This window comes from Paenibacillus sp. D51F (genome assembly GCF_053345695.1).
Map to the genome: position 1 here is coordinate 75573 of NZ_JBKFAO010000011.1, position 16209 is coordinate 91781.

Genomic DNA, 16209 nt, shown 5'->3' on the forward strand with positions numbered 1-16209 from the left:
TCTTGAGAAGAACTAAGGAACCTATACTAGCAATCATTTTAATCCTGAGTCTTATAATAGGCATGCTTCCCCCATACCAAGAAACGGCTAGTGCATCGCCTGAATCCGGGAACCCAAGCATACTTCCTGCACGTGATATTGAAAACCCCAACAGCGTATTTCGGTACGCTGTTGGGTTTATGTATGTAGATATCTGGAGTAACTCTTCTGGTCAATGGTCTCCATATGCTCCCCGTCAGGAACAAGCACGAATAGAAGCTCCGTATACTTTTTCATTTCCTGGACGAACTGTAAAAAACGTGACAATAAGAAGTTTTGATAATTCAAATGACGATACCTATTATTTTAATAAATCAAGACCTGGGGACGTCGGTGGATATGAATCCTATTCTAATTATATAGGTCGTAATGGATCCCAACCAACAATAAAAGATGGAATACAAGGTAAAAATACCGACACAGTATCTTTTACAGCCCAAATGACTGGCACACTGGATTCAAATGAATATTATCAACTACCGTGTTCCAACTGTTCATCTAACGTACGTGGCTATAGATTTTATTTTCCGATTGTTTATGTGTTTGAATTAAACGGAAGTCTTGAAGTCCACCATTACACTACTGATGGTAATAACATAGATTCAAGTTTTCCTAATCAAACGAAGCCTATATTAAAAGGAGAAACCATTCCGCTCAGTCCTGCAGCAAGTAGTGACTACGAGTATGTTGGGTACAAAGAAAGTACATCCAACATTCCAAATGGCGGATCGATAATTTCAGGAAATCCACCTAGTTTTACTTATGACGGCTCTTATGACACTAAATTTTATAATCTCTACTATACTAAAAAAGCAGATGGAACGGCATATATTCGTCACGTAACTCGGGACGGCACTAGTCTTGACAATGTTTTTACTGACAAGTCACTTTCTTTATCTACGGGGAAGAATTTTAGTCCAAGCTATCCTACTGCTGATGGATATGCATATGCTGGATACGTTAAAACAACGAGTGGAACAGCTCCGAGTAATTTTTCAAACCCCAGCACTGGAAACTATACACTGACCCCATATGATGGTTCTTTTAAAACTCTCTACTTGTATTACGTCTACGATGTATCAGGTGGCCAGCTTAATGTCAGGCACATGGTTCGTAATGGCCAATCTGGCAGCTATCAATTAAAAGATGAACAATCAAGTGCCGTTTCTCCACTACCTTCCAATAAAACGGTTCAGGCTGATACCAAGTGGGGAACTGTAGTTGGGAAAAGTATTTCTTACACAAGTTATTCAGATACAGTCGAGGCCGGAAGTTCTGTAACAGCGAGCTTAACCAATTCGCAGAAAAAAGCATATGTAACGTTCTTCTACCAGACGAGCAGCCCAAGCTTTACAGCCGATTTCGATGTAACCCCTAAGATTTCCTACGGAGATCCCATTACATTTCATCCTAAAGATCCTGCCTTTGAGCAGTGTATCTATACGTCGCACTCGTATAAAATCACACAAGGTCCTTTTTCAAATAATCTGGGACCTTACTCAAGATTTACGGATACAGTCATAACCAAACCTCAGTATCCGACAATTCTAGGCGTAGGAACTTACAGCGTATATATGACAGTTACAACATCGTGCGGAACAAGCAAAGAAATCGGTCCAAAACCGCTAGAGGTAATCGGACCTTCAAAAAATAATCCCCCAATTTTTAAAATTGGATTCGTTGATCCAGAAGGGGATCCAACCAAACCGCTGTCTTCTGCTTATGAGGGACAACGCTTAAACCTTGTTGTTATTCAGGACCCTACAATACCGGTTCCAGTTGATCCAGATGGAGATTCAATTATTTTTGATGGATTTGACTTTGCCGGTAATTCTAATGTTTGGGTACAGAACATTCCTTCGCGTTATGGCGGTGAAACCATGATGTGGGAATATAGCAATTTGCTTATGGATAAACCTGGAGGCATTACGATAAATGCAGCCATGCGCGATCAATGGGGGGCAGTTGCCACCGCCAGCACCTTTATTACAATTGTACCCCCGAATCCAGTTGCCAAAATAACTGGGCCATATCAAATTAAGCAGAACCGGCCATTACCCGAGCCGTTCAGTGCTGCTAGTAGCTATAGTCCAATAAAGTACCGTACCATTGATCATTCAAGAGATGAGTGGGCCGGAGATATTCGGAACATGTACACCACGCCAGGAGATGTGGTTATCAAACTAAATGTGTATGACAGTATGGGATTGAAGTCCCTGGAACCAGCGGTTCATACACTAAAGGTATTGGAAGATATGCCTCCGGTCCCTAAGTTGGAATTTGGCACTCCTTCTCTCCGGAATATCTTCGTTCCATTCAAGAACACTTCTTATTCTCCGGATGGCGATGTCATTGTAGAAAATAAAGTATCGTACCAGTATGACTCTAACAATGATGGCGTGTACGATTACGAAACCGAAGTCCCCATTACCATGAGAGCAGATAAGACATTTGATTTCAAGGGAATGACGGTTGGTAAGTACCGTTTCAAGGTTTATGTCAAAGAGGATTACGGAAAAGAAGCTACAGGGTACTTTTTATTCGAAGTGATCAATGATTCTCCACAAGTTTCATTCGAGGTAAAGTCGGAGAGCACTCAGCCGGAACCACTTGTTCCTATACCTTTGAGTACCAAAACTTTTGCTGAAGATCGAACTAAATGGACCAATAGTAACTTTAAAGATTCAAATAAAATATCTTCTTGGGCTTATAATCCAAGCAACGGAGGCTTAGTAGCCCCCTGGGCTAGTTTCCATAGGGCAGATCTATTTATCACAGGGGATCAATATTCTACATTTAGATCACCTACTTCTGAGTTTAATTCTTTTTCGAACTATCTAAATCCTGAAATGCTCTCAGGAGGAATAGTGGCAATACCTCGATATAACAATACGGCGGGGATTTACTCGATGGGGTATGATTTCTACCGAGGATCGAACCTTATTGGAAGAAGAGATACCTATGACACTATTCTATCTGTGGATGCTAACTCCGGAATAGTGTATACACGCAATCAAAATGCTACTGCTGCTAAAGCATATTATCCGGAGTCTTTTGTTAACCCAGCTGGAGAACCGTTTGCTACTCCTACAGAGTTTTACTCTAACGGAAAACGGTATAAATTTGATTTTCCGACGGGATTGGGTAGCTCTATAGATCAAAATCTAGGAAGTATCCCTACAAAGTTCTCTGATAGTGTATACCACTATAACTACTACTCGGGAACCCAAATGAATAACCTTAAAAACACGTATACTTGGGACGGAGGAGTTAGCTCAAAAACATGGTACAACAATGACGAGTATCAAATTAACACTTTAGCTGGAGAAGGAGCCATGATGGGCGGCAGTGTCGATAAGGACATGAATTACGGTATAAACTGGCGCTATAAACAGTCATACAGTAATTCGTTCCTTTATAGAGATATGGATTCCGATGTTAGTGACGATAACGCGAGGCCGGGCGTAACAAGTAATGGAAAGGTATTAATTTCATTTGATGGTAAATGGGTCGTGTCAAATCAAGGGGTGTTTAACAGGAACTCGCCATCATATAACCCGCCTGTCACTCCGCTTGATTCTAGCAACGTTACCATAATGGCTTTAACAGACACTAATTATCTAGCTGTCTCTAACTATTACTCTGGAACTCTAAACCTCTATAAATTAAATTCGGATGGATCGCTATCAACTGTCAGAAGCTATCCCACTCCATCTAGCTTTACGATTTATATGGGTATGGATAACAATAACAATATAATTTACTACTCAGGGACACAGATATTTAAATTAAACACAAATACTCTTGAACTGAAAAAAGTCGCTGATTTGCTTGATACTCCTTATAGCATTGATCTATTGGGAACCGGAGATATTTCCGTGGCTTACAGGCAAGGTAGCCGGGATGATCAGGTCATTTATGACATGATTACAAGCTCTGATAGTAGGAGAAAAGAAGATACGTACGTCTCTTCGCAAAACCAGCTATTAGGACAAATCAAAATGAAAAACGTCGCATATAACTTTAAAATGAAGCTTAACATGGCAGCTCCATCCTACCTATTTTCAGGATTCTCGTTTCACGCTCAAGATAACAGGAATATGTACCGCGTTGAAATAAACAATGCCACGATTAACCTCGTAAGGGTAGTAGGTGGGGTTAGGCAAATCGTTCAAAGCTCTTCATACCCATTTAATCAAAATCAACAATACTCGTTTAAAATTCAGGTGCTTGATGAAAAGATAAAAGTCTATGTAAACGGAACACCAGTCATTGATATAAGTGAAAATTACTTTAAAGATGGTGTTTTTGGGCCTTTTGCAGAGATTCCTAAAACAGAATTCTTCTCAATGAGTTATACGGATTTAGCTGCATTAAGCACGACTACCGTCTTGCAGGGGATAGGTTTGGTTGATCGCGACTTGATTTACACCATAAGAAATGATGACACTGAAAATGATCCATTAATTCTGGATCGCACATCTTGGCTTTACAATCAGCTTGATCAAAAGTTCTTGGATTCAGGCGATGGGAAATCCGGAAATTCATCCTACAACGGAAAATGGTACACTTCTCCGGTGCTGAAAATTGATAAGGTAGGGTTGTATCAAATCAGTTACAAAACTGTGGATGATCCACATCCGAGCTATCGTTATCCATCTCAGACTTTTGATTCGTACCGAAAAGAATCCAATACATCAGTGCGAAATGTGATTATCCATCGACCTCCGATCGTAGATTATGATCTTGGCCTTAACGCTGATGGAACAGTGAAATGGACAGATAGGAGCCGAGATCCCGATCGGTACCTCAGTCCGACGAATTACTCTACTGAGAATACTGGAATTGATTATTACCGTACAAAGGGGATTTTGGAGAAAAAGTTTTACTATGTAAGTCCATCTGGGAAATTTGTTCGTACAAAGCTCGTCTCACCAGATGAGATTGGCGAATACACAGTCGGGTTGGCCGTAAAAGACGAGTATGAGGCTTGGAGTGAATACCTGGAGAAAACTATCACCATCGGATCCATTCCTCGGCCAGACGAGCCTCCTCATGCTGGTTTCGACTTGTCCTCGGCAGTTACCTATCGTGGTGTTCCGATAGGCATAAATTCTACGGCGTGGGATAAAGAGGATGGCGGGCGAGTCAATCTTCAACACGATTATTTCATTCGAAATTTAGACGGTGGCACGGAAACGATGGCTTCGCAGAATCGGGAATATTGGGAGAAAGCCTTCAGTACAATGGGCAGCTTCCGGATACGTCAAGTGGTCGAGGATCATCTTGGCCAGACAGACACGATTTCTAAGAATGTCCAGGTAATAAACCGAATTCCGATAGCAGATATTTACATACCTTCATCTGCTAATCAGAATTCTCCAGATAAACTAACCGTGTTTCGACCAACGTTTAAATGGAACTATGGCGATTTTGACAATGACCCTCAATCAAAATACCAGGTCAAAATTTACCGTTATGGCGGATACTTGGAGCAAGAATCGGGTATCAAAAATGGGAATTCCTTATTGTGGATTCCTGAGGCGGACTTACCGGAGCATACAAACATGTACATTGTGGTTCGTGTTTTTGATGGCTATGATTGGGGTGAGAGTAGTCCAAAGTTTTTCTATTTAGAGACGAACCGGCCACCTACAGCTGATTTTGATTATAGTCCCAAACCTGTCTATGAAGGCGACAACGTGAGCATCAGTCAACAGATCGATGATCCAGATGGGGATCAGCTGCAGGTTAATTATCAAATTGTTGGACCAGATAACGTTACCAATTCATTCCCCTATCAGCTCACGCGCCCATATTCAACAGCCGGTCCATCTCTTGTCGGAGTTAAGCCTGGCATTTATAAAGTGACTTTGTCAGTTTCGGATGGAAAGGCACCGGCAGTGATTGTGGTAAAAACGATCTCTGTATTACCATTAGGGTTGACCGGGGCAGTGTCGCATACAGAGAGATGGATTGAAAATATGAGTGGCTACAATGCATGGCTTTATGAACAACTGAGAGCAAATAAAATGACGCTTCTAAAGTATACTGAGCTCTATCACAAGCCGGATGATTTCTTTGCTGGAGAGCCATTCGTACTTTCGTCACAAACGACAACCATACTGCCAGGATCAAATGTGACAGCAGTTCAGGTATGGTCGATGGTGAAAGGAAGTGCCTATCCGACCAGTTATAGTTCTCCATGGTTTGGGAATTTGACTTACCTCGATCGCAAATTGAGCTCTACAAACAGTGGTAAAACGAGCTGGTCAGGTATAGTTAATGATCCATACAAGGACATCCTGGGTGTCTCAGATAAAGTAAGACTAGAGACGCTTCAAAATGGATACCTTGATTTCACCTTCTATGTCCAGTACAGCAATGGAACCATCAAGGAAGATAGTGTGCGAATCAATATCAAGGGCAATGTAAACGACTTGCTTCGTGTGCATCGTCTGCATTAAAACGAAAAGAATCCCCCACCAGCCGCAGAGGCCAGTGGGGGATTTGTTTTTCGTGTTTTCTTTTTAATAAGGTCAGTGGGCTTTACTCGTCATGATAATTGCTAAGCTTGTCCTGGAAACATTCCCTAAGGCGACAGGAACAAGAAAGAGCCGAGTTTCATGAATGAGAGTTGATCGCTCCAACAGAAACTAGTTATGGAAGCGGCAGCAATAACAGGCCCAAATGGAAGCATTTTGGCTTTCTTCTTGAGAAGAAAGGGGAGCATGAATAGACCAAGAACAAAAGCACCCAGGCAGATCAAGAAAAGCGAAAGAAAGGTCATTCTATAACCCAGGACTAGGCCAGTGAAGAGGAGTAGTTTAATATCACCGTCTCCTATGCTGTTCCTCCCCGTAATGCCACGGGAGATAAGTTTGATGGCGTATAACAATCCCGCTCCGAAGCCAGCTGCAATAACATAGTTCAAGTAGGGGAGAGGATGAAAAAACACTCGGACAATTGCGGCTACCAAGATTGCCGGCAGCAGAATTCTATCAGGTAAGATCAGGTGTCTGCAGTCCCATATTGTTAAGATCATTAACACTGCGCAGAAAGGAACAATTAAGATCCACTCTCTATGGGATAATGTCGTCGCTGCAGTAAAGGTAAGCACAATTGCTGAAAGTAAACTCCACGGCCAGAAGTGATGATTATAGGATTCGGAGTTTTGGCCTGAAGTGAGATAATGGGTAGTCTGGCGACTAGTCCACCATCCCAGTACTAAACCGAATACCGCAGTTCCACCAATATAAAGAATTGACATTATGATGGATCCTTTCTTGCACTGATACCTGGTATATCGACCAAATGGCTGATATCGTTTTCTTTTTTGAGCTCCCGAGATAAATAGTTCTGTTCAGTTGTTCGAATGGATGAATGATCGAGAGTGGCCGCAATCTTCTCTATAGATGCGCCATTATTGAACGCGCTGCGCGCAAAATAGTGCCGAAAATAGTGGGCCGTTGCCTTTTGCTCCTGAACAGTAACCACGTTTGCTGCTGCGAGTTTTTTTGTCACAATGGCAGACAGACTGGTGAGCGTATAGGGACGACCGTATTTGTTTGGATAGAAGGGACTCTTGTCCTGGACAGATAATGTTGTAGAAAGTCCTAGGCGGCGACGGTATTCCATTAATTCCTCTAATACAGCCGGCTGCACAACGGCATGCCGAGTTCCGAGCCGCTTTGTAATGGTCTTCACATAGTGCTGCTTCCGGATCGAATCAAAATAAAGATCACCCCATACGGGAGTAATAACCTCGTTAAGCCGGAGGCCGGTACTGGCTATTAAGAGAAGCAGGCTTTTGAATTTTGGATCTTGGTCGTAATAAAGGAGCCCCGCTTCCAGTGATGCCGGCGATATTTCTCGATCGGGGATTTGGCTCCGATCAAGTTGAACACTGGAGAGGCCCCGCTTAAGATCCCGCTCCAAGTAATTCTCCTCATAGCACCATGCAAGGAAAGAAGAAAGGATGGCCAGCTTTTTTGCTTGGGTCTTTTTCTTCGAATACTGAACTTCAAGCCATTGTTGATATGACTCCATCTGTCCTCGCTTAAGCTCCCTGATGTCTCCGATTCCATAATCCGAAAGGTAACAGAGAAATTGATGCAATTCCCTCGCATATTCCATTTTGGTTCGCTCGGAGCGTTTACGGCCGCGCCGGTGTAGAAAAAGATAAACCATGCCGATGTTCGACATCTGCGTGTAGTCATAGTTCCCTTGATGATCCTCAGAACTCGACACAAGAACACTAAGCTCATCATAGTAGGAGGGATTAACTAGGTTCTGGATGATGCTGGGAGAAAGTAAATGCGTGTCCGTTAACTGCTGAATAAGAGAAACTGTCTCGGGTCGATCCATCTCTTCGTTCAACTCACTTCCGCGAGCAAAATATGTATAAAATAAAGTCATCCTAACAATAAGTAACTACACTCGAGTCCTACTATGATTATATCTCAAATTAGGTCAATCACAAATAATGTCCAATTCGTTTTCCTATACCTGAACTTTCGTGTTTAATGAAATATAGAAGAAAAGGGTCAACCGTGATAGCATATAGAAAGCAAGGAATAAAAGGAAATACAGGCAAGATGGTTTAGACGTTTAAGGGAGGATCATGGTACAATGTTCGTATATTAGTTAATATATTAGTATGTATGATTCCGGATTGTCTAACCTAATTCTGGAGGGAAAGCGTTAAGGCAAAGCATAGCCAGCAAGAGGTGAAAGAAAGCCTTCGTGAACTTAGCTAGAAATAAAAGGAGATAATAATATGTGTTATTACGTTTATTGTAGAGGATTTAAAGGTAAACCATTTTGTTGTTTTGCTGATAATGCTGAACAGGCAGCAAAAAAAGCTGAAATGAAAGGTTATAAACCATATCGTTCACGTAATGTTAATACTGGTGAAATATCACACTATAAAAATAATTGAGAGGATGAAAATGGAGTGTTAAAAGTTGGAGATTAAGAGCGAAATGTCTGTACTAAAGTCTTCGTGACTTGGCTAATGAAACCGATAGAAGGGGTAGGTCACTATGTCCGATTATATAAAAGCGAGTGAGGCGGCAGCCGAGCTCGGGATTACCGTAACTACACTTTATAAAATAAGAAAACTTGAGGATCCGGCGAAGAAGCTGGAGCCAATCAATAGCAGTACATACAAAGGGGACGGTGGTTTCGTTTACCGTCGCGAGGATATCGAAAGAATCAAGCCCGCCTATGTGAAAAAGGATTTAACCTCATCCGAAGCGGCTGAAAGTCTCGGGCGCTCCACAACGTACATTCACAAGCTTCTTCGCGATGGGCTGCTTCCATACTACGAGGGCGTATTGCGCGGGAAGAAAACCTATTTCATTAAGCCGACCGACCTGGAACATTTTGAGGTCAGCAATCCTGATACCGGCAAATACGATATGATTTTTGACAGAAATAGCGGTGTATTCCTGTTTCAGCCCTTCCAGAAAGACGGACGGATAGCTCGGATCGTTCAAATGAAGAGAGTGAATCGGAGGAAAAAAGAAATCACGCTGCAGGTAGGGCAAGACGAATTTCTGACTTATGAGCAAGCGATTGAAGCGGGATGGACGCCGCTGCTTTCCATTAGCAATAGAAAGCCTATCACAAGCTACGGATATGCCAGTTTCAATTTCCCTCTACCAAGCACATTAGACTCTATGATCTACAGCATTATCGAGGAACTGTTCAAGCAAGTGGGGCCGGCTAACATTCGCATATCGGCCGGGGATCGAGTTGTAGTCGAGGTTAAAAAATCCGTGCTTGTCGGTATCCTGCCGACAACCCACCCGGATATGATCGATAAGATGAAACTGTTCCTTGAACAAGGCGAAATCGTACCGAAATACGACGGAACATTGATTGATACGGGACTTTCCCCGATCACGGTATATCTACCGGAAGAGAAGAAAGCTGAACTGATTCGCCGCGCAACTGCAGAAAACATGACGTTACAGAAATGGATCGAAAGGCGCATTGAGTAGCTTTAATAAAGGGACGTACTTCTTCAATGCGAAAAGTCCAAAGTAGTAAGCGCAGTATAAGCTCAATAGAGACTAGGAGGGGGAAGCGGTTTGAAAATACTCATCGTATATCTGGCATTGGTAAACCTGATCGGCTTTGTAATGATGGCCATTGATAAATCCCAAGCAAGAAACGGCGGCCGCCGTGTACCGGAAAAGAGGTTATTTGTCTTCGCCGCGCTGGGCGGTGCACTTGGCTCTTGGATCGGTATGCGGGCCTACCGCCATAAGACCAAGCATATGACGTTTGTGGTTGGCATGCCAGCCTTGTTGGTTCTGAACGCCGCGTGCGTTTATTACCTAGCGAAGTTAATAACGGAGTGATTTTATTCAAGATAAAGACCTATGAAAGGGCCATAAATAATGCGAATGCCTGACACAATCATTTTTCTCATTTTGGCCGGCGCGAATCGCTTATACCGGAGGCGTGTGCCGACAAACTGAGGGGGGGCATCACTACTGGCTTATGGCACATCATGAGCTGAAGCTCAGTCAATTGGAGGGATAAGGATGAAATTCCGGGTGGATGGGAAGGTGTACGACTTTGATTTGCTGGATGAATCGGTTCAAGATCGGCTGATGAAAGAATGGCATAAAACGGCTGCCGTCGAATGCCTTTGTCAAGGAGAACGACACATTCCCAACCCGCTCTTGTATGTAAAGCAAGTCAATGACGGACTCTTTTTTGCAAACTATCCAAGCAATGTGAAGCAAAATATACGGCACGATTTCAAGTGTCGCTATAACCGTCAAGGATACCGATCGCTCCTGGAAGGGCAGGGGATACACGTCGATGATGACGAGATCAAGGTCAATCTTAATGTAGACCCGCCCAAAACGTCTCCCGCGACTGGTAATAAACCGGAACGGCCGGCATCCGCAAAATTTACGGATCCGCAGCAGCGCAAGAAAATCGTAAAGTCTGAACGAAAGGTACACCTAACCGCTTTGTTCTTCACGATGCTGCAGGAGTACAAAGTCACCGAGTATCGGCCGGGCGGTAAAAGAAATATCGCAAGTCGGCTTTATAAAATCGCTCAAATCATCCGAGTGAATGACATGCCTTTGCGCGACATTTTGTATGTTGCCGACAACAAAGGGAAATGGCCGAGCCGGGACAAGCATCAGCTAATCATCGGGTGGGGACGTCGCAGCAGTCCGGCCATACCGCACCCGACTAACCCTAAATTCGTTCGTCTGCCACTGTATTCGATTGATGATCCGTACCGCCTTGTGACCGAACTAACCATGCTCAAAAGTATCTATGAACAATGCACTTCTACCGTTCCGGATGTGGACGGCGGCTACTATCTGCTGTTCCGTGGCCCGGCACGCGAGGGCGATAAGAATATTTGGGACAGACAACTTTGCTTCATCCCGGCTGAAGAGAAGAAAACGCGTATTCCAGTCGATTCATCAGAGGAAGCAAGGGTGATACAGCACCTAGCCGAAAGGAAACGGCATTTTGAACGCCCGTTGATTGGCAATGTGACCGAATTATTCCTTGATCGGGAAACAGATATAGTGCTGCACGACACCGAGCCCAAAACGATCGTGACCATCACCAGCAAATGGAGAGGCAGCGCCGGGGCGCGGCAGGAGAAGCGCGAAGGATATACGACAAAGGGATACGACTATGTAGAATGGGACGGGATTAGCCCGCTTCCTTTCTAAATCAGGGGGAACCTCACAATGATTCATACACTCTTTACGGGAGCCGGCGGGGAAGTCTACTATTCATCCTTAAACGTCGTCGTTATGGCACTTCTCCTCCTAGTTTCCATCCGGCTACTGATTAGCAGGCAGAAGCGGGCATATCTGACGCTTTCGTTGTGCATGGGGATTATGCTCGTTGGGCACCTTGCGCTCTTGGGCGCGGGATTGTCGGGCGCCGGCGCGGGAAGGGGGCTTACGGTACTCCACAATTTACTCAATTCCGGAGCGTTCATTCTCGGGAACCTAGGCATTTTTCAGCTGTTCGGTGAGACGACAAAGCGTGTGGTGAGGACCGTATACGGATTGCTTGCCGGAGCTTTTCTTCTTTCCATCATCCCGCTTGCGAGTGATGTATATAGCCTTATCCTGGTCGGTTTCGCTTTTGTGGCCGTCAAGCCGATCATGGAAGAAAGCCGGATGTATCAAATCGGATTGGCGTTCTACGGGATCGCGACAATGGCGCACCTCATCAATGATCTTACTGGAAGCGGGACCGCGCTGCATGTTCTCGATAATCTGTTCCGTATCGCCTACTATGCGGTGCTGTTTATCATCCTCTTTGATAAGGTTTTGTCACTTATGGAAGCAAGCTATAACAAATCCACCCGTGACGCCTTAACGGGACTATTCAACCGCTTTTACTTCTACACGACAGTCTCCTTTCTGGTGAGCGAAGAGAAGTCGATTTCGGTGATTTTCTTCGATCTCGACAACTTCAAAAAGCTCAACGATACCCGCGGCCATGCGGAAGGCGACAAAGCCCTAAAAGCCGTCGCGTCGATTCTGAGAGAAGAATCGGAAGAGGTTGGCGTGTCTGGACGATATGGCGGCGAAGAAATGGTGATGGTGGTCGAGGATCCGGAGGTGAATATGGGGGAATTTGCAGAGAAGATACGGGAACGCATCGAGGCCGAAACGACTGTCACTGCCAGTATTGGGTTTGCCAGCAGGAGTGAAGGCGAATCGGCGGACGAGCTCATCAAAAACGCAGACAAGGCGATGTACGTTGCAAAGAAAACAGGCAAGAATCGCGTGGTCTCATTCGCTGAAATGACTGAGATGCAGCGTGAGATAGTGTGATAAGGAAGGGCGATTCGGCATGAAACGTGGACTTTGCTTCGGCAATAAACACGAAAAACAGGACCATAATGTTTACATCAAATGAAAGTAAACTGCTAATGATTAGCCGCCGCGGAATAGGCGGTTTTTTTCTTGTTAACTATGTTAACCGGGTTAACATATGGATATGACTAGGATATAATGTTAACCAAGATATCTAAATTTGGCGAGGAGAGTGGAGAACGTGGCACAAAAGAGTTTCAATCATATCAGCGATGAATTGAGAGATAAGATCAATAGCTACATTTCTGCTTCGGGACTAAATGATAAGGAATGGATCGACCGTGCCGTCGAGGTATGGGAACTACACGCGCTGAAAAATGAAATACCTGATTTCCGGATGGAGATTGAGGAAGTCGAAGGATTGACCAACCGGATCCGGAACGTCCTCGTGAATCTCGCACAACGGACCGCGTTTGAAAAGATTGAATCGAAGCGCCAGTCCGAAGAAGTGCTGGAGGAAAAGCGGCTCATCATAGAACAATTAAATGCCGATTTGCTCGATGCTGAAAGAACGAAGAAGTCCGCTCAAGAAGAAGCTGACCGCCAGCGATTACTCCGCGAGGAGGCAGAAAAATACGCCAATCAGGTCGATCAGTCCAGCGAGAGTAATCGCGCCCTGGCTGAGTCGTATAAAGAGAAGAATGCATCGCTGACGGATCTCGTCGCGCAGTATAAGAATGGTTACGAAGAAAGCCAATCACTCCGCGCCGAGCTTGCCGAATCTCGGCGCCTAATTGAAGGAATGGAGAAGGAACTTACTGGGGAAAGAGAGCGCCACAGGAGCGAGATGGAGCGGGCAATCGAGCGCCGTGACGTGGAGCATGAGAGGGAACTGCTCCGCATCCGTACCGAGCACCAAACGCAGCTGCAGGCAACCGTAAAGGAATCGACCGCCGAAATACGAGGCTTATACGATCGTATGGAGCATATAAGGGCAGATTATGAGCAACGACTGTCGGTGGTAGTTCAGGAGCGGGATGGCCTGCGTAGTGAAATGGATCGAGTAAGAAAAGGTGAGCATGAATAAAGGAGCTTTATAAGCGCCTTTACCTTTACGAAGCAACTAGAATTTAACTAAAGATGCCCTTCTAATCGGAATGATCTGAAGGATCATTCTTATAACGCAGGGAGCCTTCTCAATAGAGGCTCCTTTTTGTGTCCTGTTTAAAATGGGCGAGCCCCATGATTTTTCCATTGCATCACGAACGTACATTCGGTGTATAATAGCAATTGAAATGGGAACGCACATTCGCGCTTCTGTAGTGCCATCTTATGTAGGTAGTGGGGGATCCAGCATGAAGCAAAAAGTCATAATGCTAGTGGATGCACAAAGCTTTTACGCTTCCGTGGAGAAAGCTGCTCATCCAGAGTATGAAGGTCGCCCTCTGGTCGTCGCTGGTGATCCGAGTAAGCGATCCGGAATCATACTTGCAGCGTGTCCCCTTGCCAAGAAGATGGGAGTGACCACCGCCGAAACGATAGGGGATGCACTTGGAAAGTGCCCCGAGCTAGTCACGATCCGTCCAAGGATGACCACCTACATTCAAGTATCCCTGATGATGACGGATATCTTTGAGGCATTTACCGATCTCGTCGAGCCCTTTAGTATTGATGAGCAATTTCTGGATGTGACCGGTTCCCTAAAATACTTTGGAACGGAAGAACGGATTGCGCGACTGATACAGGACAAGATTTTATTGCACACTGGCGTCTGGACGCGAGTCGGGATAGGGGCTAACAAGATTCGCGCTAAGATGGCGACTGACATGTTTGCCAAAAAGAACGAGAGCGGAATATTTACTCTCTCGGAGGACAATATGGCAGAATGCTTGTGGCCGCAACCGGTTGAGAATATGTTTGGAGTCGGTTCAAGAATGAGGGCTCACTTTGCTCGGATGAACATCCATACCATCGGAGATCTGGCCCATACGCCTCTTCCGGAGCTGAAGACGCGTATGCGTAGGCGCTTTGGGAGGAACAGTGATATTCAAGCCGAGGTATTCTGGCAAACTGCAAATGGAATCGATCCAAGTCCGGTTCGACCAACCACCCACGATGCTCAAGCAGCGGTAGGTCACGGAATGACCCTACCACGTGACTACGGCAAGCCGGAAGATATCAATGTCGTGCTAATGGAGCTCAGCGAGGAGGTCTGCCGGCGCAGTCGCTCCAAGGGATATATGGGCCGGGTGGTATCAGTTGGAGCTCGAGGAGCGGATTTTGACTTCCCGACAGGCTTTTCAAGGCAAACAACCCTATGGGACAGCACCAATATCTCCAGCGAGGTTTATGAGGCAGCTAAGGCTCTTTTCCATCAGTACTGGGATGGATTGCCGATTCGGCAGCTCTCCGTGACATTGGGAGGACTCACAGGCGATGAGGAGTATCAGCTATCCCTATTTGGTGACCGGGAACAGAAACGGCAGCTGGCGAGGACAACAGACTGGATCAAGGACCGCTATGGAAGCACGGCCATTTTACGAGCCTCATCGTTGCTACAGGCCGGCCAGGCCATAGAGCGAAGCGTGAAAATAGGAGGGCATTCCAAGTGAGCAAGAAGCTGAACGGCAATGGCAGATGGGAAGGCAGCCGTATGATGCTGCCAGAGCACCGGGAGCTTTTCCTGGAGCGGAAGCGTAAACAGGTTGAGCAGATAAGAGGGGGTTCGGCGCCACAGATTACGCCGGCACAGTCACCGACTCGTGAAGAATTGGGCTGGATACGAGAGTACACACTACTCCCTATGCTTCTCACCTTGATGGAGCGGAATTGTCAAGAACTAGAGCGGACCCAGTTATCCATGAGAACCATCTACATTAAGGTCACACATAAGATGATGGATTTGGTTTCCCAAGACCTTTTTGAAGTGAAGCGATCGCTCAAGAATAGCAATATCAAGATATATCCCGATGAGCAAGTTGACACTCAGGGTGCCCATTACCGTTTTATCTGCCGCGGCTATGAGGATCGATTCGTTCTGATGCGGGATATAGTGCGGTCGGATATGAGCGTGCGCTTGACCAATTATATGAAGAAGGCTCTTCAAATCTAATGAGAGCGCCCAGGCTATCTATCCAGCCTGGATTTTTTTCGATCATGCGCTGATGGCTTGCCTATAAGGAGGGTAAACACTTCACAGGAAGAGGCCTAGCTTTATGTAGGCTTCCGACATAATAAAGGATTCTACACATACCTGTTGAAATTAGTCTACAACAAATCTCACGACCCAGGGATCAAATACATATTCCATATTCCAAATCCGAACTGTGTTGGAGATTTGGCAATG

The 16209-nt window shown here is 45.1% G+C and carries 11 protein-coding genes; 9 read left to right on the forward strand and 2 right to left on the reverse strand.

What is annotated here, in order from left to right; translation table 11 throughout:
- Positions 1–2: 2 nt before the first annotated feature.
- Entirely contained in the window at positions 3–6506 is a 6504-nt protein-coding gene (locus tag ACLBWT_RS18500) for a hypothetical protein (RefSeq protein ID WP_447664605.1), read from the forward strand.
- Between the two features lie 125 nt (positions 6507–6631).
- Here ACLBWT_RS18500 and ACLBWT_RS18505 read toward each other — a convergent pair whose 3' ends face one another.
- On the reverse strand, positions 6632–7309 hold the full coding sequence (locus ACLBWT_RS18505) for a prepilin peptidase (RefSeq protein WP_447664606.1): 678 nt from the start codon (positions 7307–7309) through the stop codon (positions 6632–6634).
- The gene (locus ACLBWT_RS18510; RefSeq protein ID WP_447664607.1) at positions 7309–8418 is read right to left on the reverse strand and encodes a tyrosine-type recombinase/integrase; all 1110 of its coding nucleotides are present in this window, start codon (positions 8416–8418) and stop codon (positions 7309–7311) included. The genes ACLBWT_RS18505 and ACLBWT_RS18510 overlap by 1 nt, the downstream gene beginning before the upstream one ends.
- A 400-nt stretch (positions 8419–8818) precedes the next feature.
- Between ACLBWT_RS18510 and ACLBWT_RS18515 the strand changes: the two genes are divergently transcribed.
- From ACLBWT_RS18515 to ACLBWT_RS18550, 8 genes are all read left to right on the forward strand, one after another.
- Positions 8819–8980, forward strand: coding sequence for a hypothetical protein (locus tag ACLBWT_RS18515; protein WP_447664608.1), 162 nt, complete (start codon positions 8819–8821; stop codon positions 8978–8980).
- A 103-nt stretch (positions 8981–9083) separates the two neighbouring features.
- A complete protein-coding gene (locus ACLBWT_RS18520; protein ID WP_447664609.1) occupies positions 9084–10046 on the forward strand; it encodes a helix-turn-helix domain-containing protein in 963 nt (320 codons plus the stop codon).
- Positions 10047–10136: 90 nt separating this feature from the next.
- Positions 10137–10409, forward strand: coding sequence for a DUF1294 domain-containing protein (locus tag ACLBWT_RS18525; RefSeq protein ID WP_447664610.1), 273 nt, complete (start codon positions 10137–10139; stop codon positions 10407–10409).
- Between the two features lie 186 nt (positions 10410–10595).
- On the forward strand, positions 10596–11759 hold the full coding sequence (locus ACLBWT_RS18530) for a DUF1173 family protein (RefSeq protein WP_447664611.1): 1164 nt from the start codon (positions 10596–10598) through the stop codon (positions 11757–11759).
- 18 nt (positions 11760–11777) lie between these two features.
- Positions 11778–12881, forward strand: a complete 1104-nt coding sequence (locus ACLBWT_RS18535; RefSeq protein ID WP_447664612.1) for a GGDEF domain-containing protein — start codon at positions 11778–11780, stop codon at positions 12879–12881.
- 223 nt (positions 12882–13104) lie between these two features.
- Positions 13105–13950, forward strand: coding sequence for a hypothetical protein (locus ACLBWT_RS18540; RefSeq protein WP_447664613.1), 846 nt, complete (start codon positions 13105–13107; stop codon positions 13948–13950).
- A gap of 268 nt (positions 13951–14218) precedes the next feature.
- Positions 14219–15475, forward strand: coding sequence for a DNA polymerase IV (locus tag ACLBWT_RS18545; protein ID WP_447664614.1), 1257 nt, complete (start codon positions 14219–14221; stop codon positions 15473–15475).
- Complete coding sequence (locus ACLBWT_RS18550; RefSeq protein ID WP_447664615.1) at positions 15472–15975, forward strand: hypothetical protein; 504 nt, start codon at positions 15472–15474, stop codon at positions 15973–15975. The genes ACLBWT_RS18545 and ACLBWT_RS18550 overlap by 4 nt, the downstream gene beginning before the upstream one ends.
- The last annotated feature ends 234 nt before the right edge of the window (positions 15976–16209 follow it).